Source organism: Lederbergia sp. B243.17 (assembly GCF_057657925.1).
The window spans coordinates 16,624-31,176 of the sequence record NZ_JBWBKF010000025.1 but is presented as its reverse complement, the minus strand read 5'-3'; the positions used below and the strand labels follow the sequence as shown (position 1 = coordinate 31,176).

The 14,553-nt window shown below is 45.2% G+C and carries 17 protein-coding genes; 5 read left to right on the top strand and 12 right to left on the bottom strand.

Going from position 1 to position 14,553, the window contains the following annotated elements; all coding sequences use genetic code 11:
* The first annotated feature begins 149 nt into the window (after positions 1-149).
* Positions 150-641: a peptidyl-prolyl cis-trans isomerase gene (locus AC0TWI_RS03465; RefSeq protein WP_488124944.1), complete on the top strand. Its 492-nt coding sequence runs from the start codon at positions 150-152 to the stop codon at positions 639-641.
* A 64-nt stretch (positions 642-705) separates the two neighbouring features.
* Here AC0TWI_RS03465 and AC0TWI_RS03460 read toward each other — a convergent pair whose 3' ends face one another.
* A complete protein-coding gene (locus AC0TWI_RS03460; protein ID WP_488124943.1) occupies positions 706-2,031 on the bottom strand; it encodes a PhoH family protein in 1,326 nt (441 codons plus the stop codon).
* A gap of 203 nt (positions 2,032-2,234) precedes the next feature.
* On the opposite strand from AC0TWI_RS03460, the gene AC0TWI_RS03455 reads away from it, so the two are divergent.
* The gene (locus tag AC0TWI_RS03455; protein ID WP_488124942.1) at positions 2,235-2,435 is read left to right on the top strand and encodes a YlaI family protein; all 201 of its coding nucleotides are present in this window, start codon (positions 2,235-2,237) and stop codon (positions 2,433-2,435) included.
* Positions 2,436-2,650: 215 nt separating this feature from the next.
* Here the strand turns inward: AC0TWI_RS03455 and AC0TWI_RS03450 are convergent, their stop codons facing one another.
* Together AC0TWI_RS03450 and typA are read right to left on the bottom strand one after the other, a co-directional pair.
* Positions 2,651-3,004: a YlaH-like family protein gene (locus tag AC0TWI_RS03450; protein WP_488124941.1), complete on the bottom strand. Its 354-nt coding sequence runs from the start codon at positions 3,002-3,004 to the stop codon at positions 2,651-2,653.
* 102 nt (positions 3,005-3,106) lie between these two features.
* Complete coding sequence (gene typA / locus AC0TWI_RS03445; RefSeq protein ID WP_488124940.1) at positions 3,107-4,945, bottom strand: translational GTPase TypA; 1,839 nt, start codon at positions 4,943-4,945, stop codon at positions 3,107-3,109.
* 189 nt (positions 4,946-5,134) lie between these two features.
* Here typA and AC0TWI_RS03440 point away from each other — a divergent pair, with 189 nt between their 5' ends.
* Positions 5,135-5,320: a YlaF family protein gene (locus tag AC0TWI_RS03440; RefSeq protein ID WP_488124939.1), complete on the top strand. Its 186-nt coding sequence runs from the start codon at positions 5,135-5,137 to the stop codon at positions 5,318-5,320.
* 59 nt (positions 5,321-5,379) lie between these two features.
* Here the strand turns inward: AC0TWI_RS03440 and AC0TWI_RS03435 are convergent, their stop codons facing one another.
* From AC0TWI_RS03435 to AC0TWI_RS03425, 3 genes are all read right to left on the bottom strand, one after another.
* Positions 5,380-6,168 (bottom strand): inositol monophosphatase family protein, encoded by a 789-nt coding sequence (locus AC0TWI_RS03435; RefSeq protein WP_488125034.1) that lies wholly within the window; start codon positions 6,166-6,168, stop codon positions 5,380-5,382.
* A gap of 159 nt (positions 6,169-6,327) precedes the next feature.
* On the bottom strand, positions 6,328-6,522 hold the full coding sequence (locus tag AC0TWI_RS03430) for a hypothetical protein (protein ID WP_488124938.1): 195 nt from the start codon (positions 6,520-6,522) through the stop codon (positions 6,328-6,330).
* A 238-nt stretch (positions 6,523-6,760) separates the two neighbouring features.
* Positions 6,761-7,045 carry a UPF0223 family protein gene (locus AC0TWI_RS03425; protein WP_488124937.1) on the bottom strand — a complete coding sequence of 95 codons (285 nt, stop codon included), beginning with the start codon at positions 7,043-7,045 and terminating at the stop codon, positions 6,761-6,763.
* Positions 7,046-7,214: 169 nt separating this feature from the next.
* Between AC0TWI_RS03425 and AC0TWI_RS03420 the strand changes: the two genes are divergently transcribed.
* The gene (locus tag AC0TWI_RS03420; RefSeq protein WP_488124936.1) at positions 7,215-8,684 is read left to right on the top strand and encodes an aminotransferase class I/II-fold pyridoxal phosphate-dependent enzyme; all 1,470 of its coding nucleotides are present in this window, start codon (positions 7,215-7,217) and stop codon (positions 8,682-8,684) included.
* A 42-nt stretch (positions 8,685-8,726) separates the two neighbouring features.
* Here the strand turns inward: AC0TWI_RS03420 and AC0TWI_RS03415 are convergent, their stop codons facing one another.
* The 3 genes from AC0TWI_RS03415 to AC0TWI_RS03405 all read right to left on the bottom strand — a co-directional run bounded on the left by AC0TWI_RS03415 (position 8,727) and on the right by AC0TWI_RS03405 (position 10,144).
* Positions 8,727-8,840, bottom strand: a complete 114-nt coding sequence (locus AC0TWI_RS03415; protein ID WP_488124935.1) for a GapA-binding peptide SR1P — start codon at positions 8,838-8,840, stop codon at positions 8,727-8,729.
* A 133-nt stretch (positions 8,841-8,973) separates the two neighbouring features.
* On the bottom strand, positions 8,974-9,792 hold the full coding sequence (locus AC0TWI_RS03410) for a polysaccharide deacetylase family protein (protein ID WP_488124934.1): 819 nt from the start codon (positions 9,790-9,792) through the stop codon (positions 8,974-8,976).
* A 94-nt stretch (positions 9,793-9,886) separates the two neighbouring features.
* Complete coding sequence (locus AC0TWI_RS03405; protein WP_488124933.1) at positions 9,887-10,144, bottom strand: hypothetical protein; 258 nt, start codon at positions 10,142-10,144, stop codon at positions 9,887-9,889.
* Positions 10,145-10,357: 213 nt separating this feature from the next.
* Between AC0TWI_RS03405 and AC0TWI_RS03400 the strand changes: the two genes are divergently transcribed.
* The gene (locus AC0TWI_RS03400) at positions 10,358-10,762 is read left to right on the top strand and encodes a YbbN family protein (protein WP_488124932.1); all 405 of its coding nucleotides are present in this window, start codon (positions 10,358-10,360) and stop codon (positions 10,760-10,762) included.
* 22 nt (positions 10,763-10,784) lie between these two features.
* Here AC0TWI_RS03400 and lpdA read toward each other — a convergent pair whose 3' ends face one another.
* Genes lpdA through AC0TWI_RS03385 form a run of 3 tightly spaced genes read right to left on the bottom strand, consistent with a single transcriptional unit; the run spans position 10,785 to position 14,551 of the window.
* Positions 10,785-12,194: a dihydrolipoyl dehydrogenase gene (gene lpdA / locus AC0TWI_RS03395; protein ID WP_488124931.1), complete on the bottom strand. Its 1,410-nt coding sequence runs from the start codon at positions 12,192-12,194 to the stop codon at positions 10,785-10,787.
* Positions 12,195-12,198: 4 nt separating this feature from the next.
* The gene (locus AC0TWI_RS03390) at positions 12,199-13,530 is read right to left on the bottom strand and encodes a dihydrolipoamide acetyltransferase family protein (protein WP_488124930.1); all 1,332 of its coding nucleotides are present in this window, start codon (positions 13,528-13,530) and stop codon (positions 12,199-12,201) included.
* Positions 13,531-13,573: 43 nt separating this feature from the next.
* Positions 13,574-14,551 carry an alpha-ketoacid dehydrogenase subunit beta gene (locus AC0TWI_RS03385; protein ID WP_488124929.1) on the bottom strand — a complete coding sequence of 326 codons (978 nt, stop codon included), beginning with the start codon at positions 14,549-14,551 and terminating at the stop codon, positions 13,574-13,576.
* Positions 14,552-14,553 lie beyond the last annotated feature (2 nt).

The window sequence follows — 14,553 nt, the reverse complement described above, 5'->3', positions numbered from 1 at the left end:
TTGCAAGTTACAAGATGAAGACGGACAGTGGAAATCCACTGTTCTAGGGCCTATACTTCGTTAAGCGAGAGCATGATAAGGGTTGCTCCTCTTTTCATTTTTATTATTTCACGCTATACTTTATAGCGTGGAGAAGGAGGAATGGGTCGATGAGCACAATCTTGCCGATTAAGGGAAAAGTTAAATTTCCGATTACGCTGGATGCGGGCGTATGGATTTTTGATGATCGCCGTATTGATTTGAATACATATTTTACAAAAGAAAAAGAAGACGAGGTTGAAGAGGAGTTTACTGTTGTTTCCAAACATTGGGACAGAGTGATAAAAGAGGGGAATACATTGCCTCCAACCTTGAAGTCGGAGCGCCAGTTTGAGAAAGTGAAGGTATTGACAGGCTCTTTCGGAATTTCATTCCAGCCTTTCCTTAAAAACGCTGAACCAGCCGGGGATGCATCTTTCCTTATTGCGGAGACTGCCGATGGAGATGTTACATTCCCACTTGAGGAAGCTTATCAATTAATTTTGGCGTTTTCCAAAGACGGTAAGCCGCTTCGTGAGGACGGGCCGGTTCATATTTTACTGCCGGACGGCTCAAACCGCCAAGATCCGATTAAAAATGTGAGGGCTTTCCGAGTGGAATGATTCCTTGCTATGCCAGGGCCACCCCGTGTTTCCAGATGCGGAGTGGCCCTTTTTCAATGCAGCTTTACAATAAATCTGCCGCAAGCTGCGCCAGCCCCGACCGTTCGCCTTTGACCAATTTTATATGGCCCGCCACTCGCTCTTCTTTAAATCGTTCAAGTATATAAACAAGCCCATTATTATGCGCATCTAAATAAGGATGATCAATCTGCTCTGGATCGCCCATGAAAACGATTTTGCTATTTTCGCCCACACGGGTCAATATCGTTTTCGCTTCATGTTTCGTCAAGTTTTGGGCCTCATCAATAATGATGAATTGGTCAGGGATGCTCCTTCCCCGTATATACGTCAGCGCTTCAACTTCAATTGAGCTCATTCCCGCCAAGATCGCGTCTATTTCCCCTGGCTTTTTTGTATTAAATAAATGCTCCAAATTATCATATATCGGCTGCATCCATGGCCTTAATTTCTCCTGCTTTTCCCCTGGCAAATAGCCCAAGTCTTTGCCTACAGGGACTACAGGCCTTGCGACGAGCAGCTTTTTATAGTACCGCAGGTCCTCGGTCTGGAGCAAACCGGCCGCGAGTGCAAGCAAGGTCTTCCCGGTTCCGGCTTTTCCGACGAGCGTCACAAGCTGAATCTCTTTCCTCAGCAGCAGCTCGATCGCCATATTCTGCTGGGCATTCCTCGGCTTGATGCCCCAGACAGATTCCGGAGAGTTTCCAAATTTCCTTACGATATTTTTTGCATGGTCATAGATTCCCATAGCTGAGGCGGAGGTCCCCAGCTCATCTTTCAAAATGACAAACTGGTTCGCATACATCCTCTGTTCAAGCTTCTCTGCCTGTACTTCGCCTTGTTCATAAAATTCCCGTATTATGTCAATATCAACATGCAATTCAGTGAAGCCTGTATACAGGTCATCAGGCTCAACAACTCTATCGCTGAGGAAATCCTCTGCCTCCAGCCCGATTGCATCTGCTTTCACACGCAGAAGCGCATCTTTCGAAACGAGGATAACTGGCCTTCCATCCGGTTTTGCCTGCTCCTCAAGCAGAATATTTTTGGCGACAGCAAGAATCCGATTATCATTTGTCTTTTCAACGAAGATTTCTTGTAATTGTATAAAGGAGCGGTGGTTCAACTCTATTCTCAAACTGCCCCCATTCTCCATGGGTATTTTCTCATGAAGCCTGCCCGCCTGCCTGAACCCATCCATCATTTTAGAAATGTACCGTGCGTTCCGGCCGACTTCATTCATATAGCGCTTTTTCGAGTCCACTTCTTCCAGCACTACCGCAGGAATGACGACTTCATTGTCCTCAAAGGATAAAATGGAGTTCGGATCTTGCAATAAGACATTCGTGTCAAGCACATATATTTTTGTCAAATTGATGCCTCCTGCTCCTTTTTAATAGTCTATGTTTTCGTTTTTCTGCCTGTGCCTTGAAAAGTGCGGGTGCCGCGCAGTAAGGCCTGTACACCTCCTTTACTAAATAGTATGTCTTGAAATGCAGGATAGACGCCGGAAGTATCGCATCGCTTTGTGGTACAATAGGATAAAACCGATTTTTCCAATTTGAGGTGTTCAAAATGAATGTACAATGTGTTATTTGCGATCAGCAATTCGAGTTGGATAGCGATTCCCCGCTTGCCAAGAGGCTGAGGAATCGTCCGATCCATACGTATATGTGTCCGGACTGCTATGACCGGATCAAATTAAATACAGAAAGCCGTCTGTCCAAGGATACGTTTCAATTATATAAGTACAATAAAAAGCATAAGGAATTTTGACAGCAAAAAGGGCTGTCCAGAAAGTCAGTGGAAACTGAGCTTTTCTGTGGCAGTCCTTCTTTTGTGTATGTAGAAATCGGTGTGCGCTCCCGGTTGCTTTCCGTTCCGGGTCACACCTTCCACGGATTCAATGCGAAAAACCGAGAATGAGGAGAGACCCCCCATTCTCGGTTTTTTACTTTTTAAAGGGCTTATTGGACAGCCCCTTTTTCTGTTTATACTGTTCCCGATTTTCGCTCACGGTTCAAGCGGATTTTGTAAATAATAAGAATCAGCGCGGCTACCATCAAGCCTTCAGCAATCGGAAGGAAGATAGCGAGGAACGTGAGGAACAAGCAGCCGACAATAAGAAATAAATATATGACGATATTTTTCAGCAAAGGCAGCTTTTTGGCAAAGCCCAACTTATAAACAAGAACAGCAAGTGCTGTGATGGTCAACCAAAGCAGTGATGGTGCTGTATTCGCATTTCCAGTGATTTGATAGAAAAATTTAAGCGTAGGTGAAAACTGATCGATCGCCCTCAGATCGGATTTCGTCAATGCAAGGGCAAATAAATTGAAAAGCATTCGGTACTCCCTCTTTCATCGCTTTATAAGAAAAATAAAACTCGGCCGATCTTGTCCGGCCGAGTTAAGCATAGCATATTTTAGCAGGGTCTGAGCAATAAATTACTCATTCACCGCATTCTTTTTCTTTTTTGCTGCCTTTTCCCGTTCATTTTTGTCTAAAATCTGCTTGCGCAGGCGAATGGAAACAGGAGTTACTTCACAATACTCGTCATCATCAAGATACTCAAGCGCCTCTTCCAAAGACATGATTCGCGGTTTTTTGATGACGGATGTCTGGTCTTTCGTAGCGGAGCGGACATTGGTCGCATGTTTCGTTTTCGTGATGTTGACCGTAATGTCGTTCTCACGGGTATGCTCGCCAACGACCATCCCTTCATAAATTTCAGTTCCTGGTTCGACAAAAATTGTTCCTCTGTCCTCGACTTGCATGATGCCGTACGTAGTCGATTTACCTGTCTCCATCGAGACGAGAACCCCTTGTCTTCTGCCGCCGACCTTACCTTGCTGCATCGGCTGGTAGCTGTCGAATGTATGGTTCAAAATACCGTATCCACGAGTTAATGTCATGAATTCAGTCGTATAACCGATCAATCCGCGCGCTGGAACATTGAAAATGAGTCGGACTTGACCGTTTCCGTTATTAATCATATCGAGCATTTCGCCTTTTCTCATGCCGAGCGATTCAATGATGCTGCCAGTGTGCTCTTCCGGAACATCGATCTGCACACGTTCTATTGGCTCGGAGCGAACGCCATCGATATTTTTGACAATAACTGAAGGCTTGGATACTTGAAGCTCATACCCTTCTCTCCGCATGTTTTCGATCAAGATGGACAGATGCAATTCCCCACGCCCGGATACGATCCACGCGTCTGGAGAAGCTGTGTTTTCAACGCGCAAGCTCACATCTGTCTCGAGCTGGCTTTTGAGACGCTCTTCTATTTTCCGGGATGTGATCCATTTTCCTTCACGGCCGGCAAATGGACTGTTATTGACGAGGAAGGTCATTTGCAATGTCGGTTCGTCAATCCTGAGTTCCGGCAATGCCTCCTGGTGGTCAATCGGACAGATTGTATCACCTACATCCAAATCTTCCATCCCGGATACAGCGATCAAGTCACCGGCAAATGCTTCTTGAATTTCAATCCGCTTCAAGCCAAAAAAGCCAAACAGCTTCGTTACACGGAAGTTCTTGACCACGCCGCCTGATTTCAGGACGGCAACCTGCTGGCCGACCTTCATCGAACCGCGGAAAATCCGGCCGATGCCGATTCTGCCTACATAGTCGTTGTAGTCAAGTAAAGAAACCTGGAACTGAAGTGGATCTTCGCGATTGTCGACTGGCGCAGGGATATGCTCAACAATTGTTTCATACAGGCATTCCATGTTCTCATCCTGTTTTTCCGGTACTTTGCTTGCTGTACCATTGATCCCCGAGGCGTAAATGACCGGGAATTCCAATTGCTCGTCATTGGCATCCAATTCGATGAACAGCTCAAGGACTTCATCAACGACCTCCTCAGGTCTTGCAAAGTCACGGTCGATTTTGTTCACGACGACAATCGGTGTGAGATTTTGCTCCAAAGCTTTCTTCAAAACGAACCGGGTCTGCGGCATGCAGCCTTCGTATGCGTCAACGACGAGCAGAACGCCGTCAACCATCTTCAGGATCCGTTCCACCTCGCCGCCGAAATCGGCGTGCCCCGGTGTGTCCATAATATTTATTTTAATATCTTTATATTGAATGGCAGTGTTCTTAGCAAGAATGGTAATTCCACGCTCCCGCTCAATATCATTGGAATCCATTGCTCGTTCTTCCACATGCTCATTTACTCGGAAAGTTCCTGACTGTTTCAGCAGCTGGTCAACCAGTGTCGTTTTACCATGGTCAACGTGGGCAATGATTGCGATGTTGCGTATATCTTCTCTTTGTTTCAAAATATTTCCTCCTGCCTAATATAAAGCATCTAAAGTCAATCGCATTTTGTTATTATCTTTAACTGAGCTATTATATCATATTCAGTGGAAAAAACATATATTTTTTTGTAGAATAAAAATAGGCAGGATCGAATCCCGCCGAATTGTTGCATGCAATGAATTGAATATTACATTCTGAAGGAGAAGATTATGCAAAACAGGAACGGGATATTTTTGCTGCTTTCAGTCATTGCCGCTGCCTCGATTGTCGGCATTGGCGTATTTCTAGGCATGAGGAGTTTTATCGGCATGGTCGCCTCGTTTGCACTCCTGTCGTTTTCGATGGTATATGGCTTTAAATTAAAGCGTAAGTTCAGGGAACAGAGTGGACAGTGAAGCAATACAAGTAGACAGTGCCGGATGCCGCCACACGGCATCCGGCACTGTCTTCGCTATTACTCTTTATTATATCCATTCAAAATGATTTCAAAAAGACCCGGTTTTGCGGCAAACACTTCGCCTTTTTCAAGAAGGTTGAGCGGCTTTCCGTCAAGCTTGGTCATCTTGCCTCCGAGTTCCTCAACAATCACTTTTCCGCCGGCAAAATCCCAAGGCGCCAAGTTGAGAGAAATGTACGCATCAAGTCTTCCCGTCGCAACGTACGCCAATTCCATCGCTGCAGAGCCATAATTGCGCACCCCTCTCATTTTTTTCACAAGCGGGAGCAGATGCTTCGGAGCTTTATCGCCAATCAGCCATGTCGGGTTCATACCTGCTATCGCTTCTTCCAACTTGACAGGTTCCAGTTCCGGCAGCCTTTCCCCGTCAAAATATGCCCCGTGGCCTGCATGGGCGGAATACAGCTCTTTATGGACGACATCATAAATGTATCCAAGCCGGTTCTCCCCATTTTCGAAGATCCCGAGCGAGATCATGAAGTTCCTTTGTTGGTGGATAAAATTCATCGTTCCGTCTATCGGATCCAAAATCCAGACGATTCCGTCGAGACTGTCCAACTCATCGCCCAGCCCTTCCTCACCAAGTATTTTTTGCCCGGGAAAGCGGTCCCTTATGCGAGAAGCGAAAAACTCCTCCGTTTCTCTGTCGATATTCGTGACAAGATCATTCGGATTGGACTTTGTCTGAATATCCAACGTGTCGGGGAAAGAGGATCTGATCCGTTCCGCCGCTTCCACTATCCATTCCTTTGCAATCTGGTCTATCTCATTCCAATTCGTCATCATCATTCCTCCGTATAACACTGCGTTTCATTCAGCTTATTGAACTGCTGCTCATTTATCAAGCAAATAAGATAAAAACGAACCCTTTCCTTGGATCAGGGAAGAGTCCGTTCAATGGAATTGCTTATGGATCTTATATACGGAAGCCCTCATTATCACTTCTCACAGCGCTTCAAGCTTGACAAGTTCTTCGCGAATTCTTTCCAGCTTCCGTTTTGTCTTGATTTTCATGTCTTCATTGTTTTCCTGCAGCGCCTCGAACAGTACCGCCAATTCATAGTTCAGCTCTAATTTGAGCACCGCCAATTTCTGTTTATCCAAGCTCTTTTTTCGATAAGCGTTCACTACCTGTTTCATGATGAAACACCCCTTCCGAAAATTTAATCGCTATGGTCTCGATTCAGGATTGCTTATGGTATTATATGTGGGCCAAGGACAGCCGGCAACAAAATTGTGTATAAACCTACATTCCATCGGATCGTTCGTTGATTTACCAGCTCTCCATTGTTTTCCTTGTTGCTACTTTGATACCCGGATTATAAGTTCGATAAACTTGACTTCCTTGCCCATTTATGATTTTATAAATTATTTAGGCTTAACGGGAAGGGACCTTCATTTTGATGATTTCTCCCTCTCCAGCCTCCTTTACTGCCTTTACCGTTCTGTACGGCGAATACCCGCTGTCTTTTTCGAACTCGCCGCAAAGCTGCTTTTCTTCAGATTTGCTCGGAACGATTTCTTTGAACCTTCTATAGGCTTTCATCAGTTGTTCCTTCTGGACGCCTTTTTCGTAAGCGGCTTCGACAGTCTGAAAAAAAGCGACAGCATCTACGATTTCTTCCTTTGTCCAATCATAGGAAAGAGGATATTGATATTCCATTTATCCGGTCACCTGCCTGTATCTATTTCTGTACAAATTATTATTTGTTTACGATACTGAGTATATACTCTCTTTATTTCTTACCCTGCCCCCGCATTTTCAATCATCCCGAGGGAAGGGTACTACTACTACCATCCTAAAAGAGAACCATTTTGAGGAGTGAACTTGATTGAAACAGAATGAAACCCCCTTATTCACCGGTCTTTTGCAACATGCGAAAAAAAATCCGATTCAGTTCCATATCCCAGGCCACAAAAAAGGCGCAGGAATAGATCGGGAATTCGGCGATTTTATTGGCGAAAATGCCCTCTCAATTGATTTAATTAATATTATCCCGCTTGATGATCTGCATCACCCGAGAGGCATGATCAAGCAAGCACAAAAGCTGGCTGCAGAGGCATTTGGGGCAGACCATACATTTTTTTCGGTACAGGGGACAAGCGGGGCCATCATGGCGATGATTATGTCTGTTTGCGGGCCGGGGGACAAGCTGATTGTACCTCGGAATGTCCATAAATCGATCATGTCGGCTGTTGTATTCTCAGGTGCAACTCCCATTTTCATCCACCCGGAAATCGACCCTGAACTTGGCATTTCCCACGGAATTACAACTAGTTCTGTGGAAAAAGCACTTACACTCCATCCTGACGCGAAGGCTGTGCTCGTCATCAATCCGACCTATTTCGGCACATCGGCAGACTTGCAGACAATTGTCGAAATTGCACATTCCCGCAAGGTTCCCGTTCTCGTTGATGAAGCACACGGTGTTCATATCCATTTCCATGACTCTCTTCCTGTATCAGCGATGCAAGCAGGGGCAGACATGGCAGCAACAAGCGTCCACAAGCTCGGCGGTTCATTGACCCAAAGCTCTGTTCTCAACGTTAGGGAGGGCTTAGTGTCGCCACAGAGAGTGCAGGCAATGCTCAGTATGCTGACAACAACTTCCACCTCCTATATTCTGCTTGCCTCGCTTGACGCTGCTAGGAGGCGCTTAGCGACTGAAGGAAGCGATTTGATTGAACAAGCGATTCAGCTCGCAAACTATATTCGGGAAGAAATCAATAACATCCCCCACTTGTCATGCCCGGGCATAGAGCTCCTTAACTCGGAAGCAGTATATGGGATGGATCCGACCAAACTGATCATTTCTCTCAAGAACCTCGGTATCAATGGGTATGAAGCGGAGAAATGGCTCAGAGAGGTATATAACATCGAAGTGGAGCTTTCCGATCTATATAATGTATTGTGCATTATCACACCGGGAGATACAAGGAATGAGGCCAATCTCTTAATAGAAGCCTTTAAAGAGCTGTCCGCACAATTCGGAGAAGTCGGACAGGAGGAAAACCCAGGAGTTCTGCTTCCAGACATCCCTCTTCTGGCGATGTCGCCCCGTGATGCTTTTTATGCGGAAACAGAGGTTATTCCTATTCATCATTCCGCCAACAGGATTAGCGCTGAATTTATCATGGTCTACCCTCCAGGCATCCCGATTTTCATACCTGGGGAAATCATCACAGCCGACAATTTGGCTTACATCCAGAAGAATATCGAAGTCGGCCTTCCAGTCCAAGGCCTGGAGGACGAATCCCTTGAGACGATACGAGTTATTAAAGAATTACAGCCCATTTCTTAGGAAAAAAAAAGAGGCCTGTTAACCGACAGGCCTCTCATCCATTTATTCTTCTTCTTCTTTTTGGCATTCACAGCAGCTCGAGTACAGAGTAGACACCTTATCATCTTCAAAATGATCGATCGTTGAATTGCAAGATTGGCAGATGATAATTCCCATGAACATCTTCCCTTCCTACTGTAATTTGAAAGCCTTTTCAGAAGCTATCTCTATAATAATATAACACTTTTAATGTTTCAAGGGTTAATTGTATATCACATTGAGAAAATCGCACAAACAATTAAAGGGTGAGTTATTTCTGCCCTGCTGCCGGTGTTTCAATTATATTCGGATCCAGCAGTTCATACCCCTTGCCTCGTAACCCTTCCACAATATTTTTCAACGCTCCATTCGTCCATTCCCGGTCATGCATTAGCAGGTTGGCGCCATCCCTCAGAAATTCTGTATTGACCATAATGTCGGCCAATGCATTTGCATCCATGTATTGCTTTTCCCAGTCATAGCCGTACGTCCAGTTCATGACAAGCATTCCTTCGTTTGCTGCAATCTCTCTTGTTAAATCGGTGTTCTTTCCAAAGGGCGCCCTGAAGAATCTTGGCTTTTCGCCAGTAATCTCCTCCACTTTATCGTTTACCGATAGGATCTCTTCACGCTGCTTTTCAGGGGGCAGCGCAGTTAAATCAGCATGCGAATATGTATGATTGCCAATCGGAAAGCCAAGCTGGTGGATTTCCTTTACAATTTGCTCTTTCTCAGGCGAATTGATGAAATGGCCATTTACAAAGAAGATAGCCGGTGCATCAAGACTTTTTAACGTTTTCGCCATTTCCAGCGCATACTTATCAGGAGCATCATCGATGGTCAGCAGTGCCACCTTTGGATTCGCATCATCGATCGGCTCCAAAGCATAGCTGTTCTCGTTCATTCTATAAGCAGGGGCTTCTGCTTTCTCTTCCTCTTCCGGTTCCTCAGCCGACTCTTCCTGCTGGCCTGTCTGACTTTCGGTTGCTTGATGTTTTTCTTCCCCTGTCTGCTCCTCTTTGGTAGCTGTTTTTCCTCCGCATGCTGCAAGCAACAGCATGACAGCTGTAAGCAAAATCAGTTTTTTCATTGTCTGTCTCTCCTTTGCAGTCTCTTATTCTCTTTCTCTGCGGCACTTGTCCTATTATAACTTGTCCTTTCCCTTTTTTCTATTCGGCTTCCCATCAGCTCGATGAAATAAAAACGATCCTCATTACGATATGAAGCAAGCCATATGTCATCAGGCTTAACATCGTCACCATAATCGATAAACGATTTGATTTGACAATCATCCGTGCCAGTAAAAATGCTAAATAGAAAAAGACCACAAACAAGAGGGCTTTCGTAACGATATGATCCTTCCCCGAAAGCCATTGTGCCAATGTAAAACCGCTCCATATCATCAATTGAAGAATAAGGGCCATGTATTTCTTAATATGCATTTATATCACCCTTTCTTTAAGCCTTATATTGATGATATGCACTGCCACATCAATTCTAAACCTGCCCTTTTCCGCCGATACGTTTCATTTGCGTAACATTTCGATTACGTTCCCTGTTAGGAAAGAGATCTATGGTATTATAGTCATACATTTTCTTCTATTTATTTGAATCTTACTTTCAACTGATCATTAATGGGCAAAGCAGGTGATGTTATGAAAAAAGTTATGGGGTTTCTTGCATGTTCTGTCCTTTTTTTATCAGGCTGTGCCATTAACTTGGCAAAGTCCAAAGAACTTGAAACAGATGATGGCATTCTTTTTATATCCGACCCTGCTAATCAGGAAAATGAGGTGTCTTATTATGACGCCCTGCTGGAATTGAAGGAACAGTATCCCAACGAGCTCAGGACGATGAAAATTCTATCGGATGAGGAACAAAGTGCCCTGCCTGTAAAACCATCGCCAAAAGGGACACCTGCCTTAATTATCATAAACAATGGAAAGGTCATCATGCATGTTAGCGGAATCCAGCCTAAAGAGAAAATCATTTATTCCTTTGAACAAGCAATTGTACAATTAAAATCCTTCTCACATGAAAAAACTCCCGAGCCTCGATAAGGCCCGGGAGTTTTTACGTTTATTATTTTACAATGTGGATCGGAGTGCCCAAAGCAACTTCCGCAGTTTCCATTGTAATTTCGCCCAATGTTGGGTGAGCATGGATTGTCATCGCAATGTCTTCTGCAGTCATTCCTGCCTCAATAGCAAGTCCAAGTTCAGAAATCATATCAGATGCACTAGCACCGGCAATTTGCGCGCCGATTACAAGTCCGTCTTCTTTGCGTGTAACCATCTTAACGAAACCGTCTGTATTGTTCAGAGCCAATGCACGGCCATTAGCTGCAAATGGGAATTTGGAAGCAGTCACTTCAATGCCTTCCTCTTTCGCCTGTTGCTCTGTATAGCCGACTGTTGCCAATTCAGGCTCGGAGAATACGACAGCTGGAATGCCGAGATAGTCAATTTCGGAAGGTTGTCCGGCAATCGCTTCTGCAGCAATTTTCGCCTCATAAGATGCTTTATGCGCAAGTGGCGGTCCAGGTACGATGTCGCCGATCGCATAGATGTTTTTAATGTTTGTGCGGCATTGTTTGTCCACTTCGATAACACCGCGGTCACTCATTTTTATGCCAACTTGCTCAAGGCCCAATTCATCTGTGTTCGGCTTTCTGCCGACAGTGACGAGCACGTAATCCGCTTCGATTGTTTTTTCTTCACCATTCGCTTCATACGTAACCTTTACGCCATTTTCTGTTTCTTCGGCACCTTTTGCCATTGCTTTCGTGACGATTTCAACATTCTTTTTCTTCAGATTGCGCGACACAAGAGATGTCATTTGCTTTTCGAAGCCGCTAAGAATGTCATCCGCTCCTTCAAGAATGGTTACTTGAGTACCGAAATTAGCATAGGCTGTTCCAAGTTCAGTACCGACATATCCTCCGCCGATAACAACAAGCTTAGAAGGGATTTCCTTAAGGTTCAACGCACCAGTTGAATTGAGAATTCGCTTCGAATACTTAAAAGCAGGAAGTTCAATCGGACGTGAACCTGTAGCAAGGATCAGGTTGTTGAACGTATACGTTTGCGCGGATTTTTCATCCATTACACGGATCGTATGCTCGTCGACAAAATAAGCTTCACCTTTAACAACATCCACTTTATTGCCTTTCAGCAGGCCAGCTACACCGCCGGTAAGCTTTTTGACAACTCCAGCTTTCCAATCTTGAACTTTTGTAAAGTCCACTTTGACATTTTCAGCTGTAATGCCGACATCTTCGGAATGCAAGGCTGTTTCATAACGGTGGGAAGCGGCAATCAAAGCTTTGGAAGGGATACAACCTACATTTAGGCATACACCGCCCAATTCGCCTTTTTCCACAACTGTTACTTTTTGGCCAAGCTGTGCTGCACGAATAGCTGCTACATAACCGCCAGGGCCTGCTCCAATAACAATCGTATCTGTTTCGATCGGGAAATCTCCTACTACCATTTGCTTACGCCTCCATTAAGATAAGATCTGGTTCGTTCAACAGGCGCTTGATTTGATTAAGCGCATGCTGCGCAGTCGCACCATCGATAATACGGTGGTCGAAGCTCAATGATAATGCTAACACAGGTGCCGCTACAATTTCACCATTTTTAACCACTGGTTTTTCCGCGATACGGCCAATACCGAGGATGGCTACTTCTGGATGGTTGATAACTGGAGTGAACCATTGTCCGCCAGCAGAACCGATATTTGTAATTGTGCAAGATGCACCTTTCATTTCATTTGGTGCCAATTTTCCGCTTCTCGCTTTATCAGCAAGCTCGTTGATTTCTTTTGAGATGGCAAAGATGGACTTGCTGTCTGCTCTTTTTACGACAGGTACTAGCAAACCTTTTTCAGTATCTGCTGCAATACCGATGTTGTAATAGTGCTTTTGAATAATTTCATCTGTTGCATCATCCACAGAGCTGTTAAGCGCAGGGAATTCGCGCAATGCACTTACGAGTGCCTTCACGACATATGGCAAGAAAGTCAGCTTGATATCTTTTGCTGCAGCTGCTTCTTTGTATTTTTTGCGGTGTGCGACAAGATTGGTTACATCTACTTCGTCCATCAACGTTACGTGAGGAGCAGTATGCTTCGAATTAACCATTGCTTTGGCAATCGCTTTGCGGATTCCGCTCATTTTCTCTCTTGTTTCAGGATATTCGCCTTCTGGAATAGCAGCAGCCGCAGGAGCTTTGGCAGGCGCATCCTTCTGGGCAGGTGCTTCAGATGCAGCTGGTGCTGAGACTGCTCCGCCTGAAACAAATGCGTCGATGTCCTCTTTCAAGATTCTTCCGTTCTTGCCTGAACCGGAAACTGTATGGATGTCGATGCCTTTTTCGCGGGCATATTTGCGAACAGACGGCATTGCGATGACACGCTCGTTATACGTTTCTTCGGCTGCCGGCTGGGCGCCTGCACCAGTCGCTGAATCTTCACTTGGAGCCTTGACTGGTTCTTTTGCGATATCCTGTCCTGCTTCAGCAGTAGACTGGACGTCTCCTTCAGTCTTTTCATCTCCATGATCGCCTTTGAACTGGAGATCTTCATATCCTGGTGCGTCGATTTTAATCAGCACATCGCCGACAACGGCAGTCGCCCCTTCTTCAACGAGGATTTCCTCGATTGTACCTGCTACAGGAGATGGGATTTCTACTACTGCTTTATCGTTTTGCACTTCGCAAAGCACGTCATCTTCTTGGATCTTGTCACCTGGTTTGATGAACCACTTGACAATATCTCCTTCGTGTATACCTTCGCCGATATCCGGCATTCTGAATTGAAATGACATTATGTTTCAGCCTCCTGTCGTTAATGTTGGTTTTTCGCTTCGATTAAAATTCGAGGGCTTTTTTCGCTGTTTCCAAAACATCTTTATGATTTGGCAACCATACGTTTTCAGCCTGGGAGAATGGATAAACTGTATCCGGTGCTGCAACGCGAAGAACCGGAGCTTCAAGGCTTAAGATCGCTTTTTCGTTAATTTCAGCAACGATTTGAGCTGCGACCCCAGCTTGTTTTTGAGCTTCCTGTACGACGATAACACGGTTCGTCTTTTCAACCGACTGTAGGATTGTTTCCATATCGATTGGCCAAACTGTCCGCAAGTCGATTACTTCGACTGAATAACCTTCTTTTTCAAGCTCCGCTGCGGCTTTTAGGGATTCATGAACCATTGCGCCATAAGAAACAATGGTCAGGTCTTCCCCTTCGCGTTTCACTTCTGCCTTGCCTAGTGGAATTGTATATTCTTCTTCAGGTACCTCTTCACGGAACGAGCGGTATAATTTCATATGCTCAAGGAAGATGACCGGATCATTGTCACGGATTGAAGAAATCAAAAGACCTTTTGCATCATATGGCGATGAAGGAACAACAACCTTAAGACCAGGTTGTTGGGCTACAAGGCCCTCAAGGCTGTCTGCATGCATTTCTGGAGTGTGTACGCCGCCGCCGAATGGAGAACGGATTGTGATTGGTGCATGGTAGGTACCGCCAGTGCGGTATCTCCAGCGTGCCATTTGACCGCTGACAGAGTCCATTACTTCATATAAGAAACCGAAAAACTGGATTTCAGGCACAGGGCGATAGCCTTGAGTAGTCAGGCCGATTGCAAGACCGCCAATTCCTGATTCAGCGAGTGGTGTATCGAATACACGATCTTCACCGAACTCCTTCTGAAGACCTTCAGTCGCCCGGAAAACACCGCCGTTCACTCCAACGTCTTCGCCGAAAACGAGGACATTCTCATCATTGCGCAATTCAGTACGAAGCGCATCGGTAATAGCTTGGATCATAGTCATTTGCGCCATGG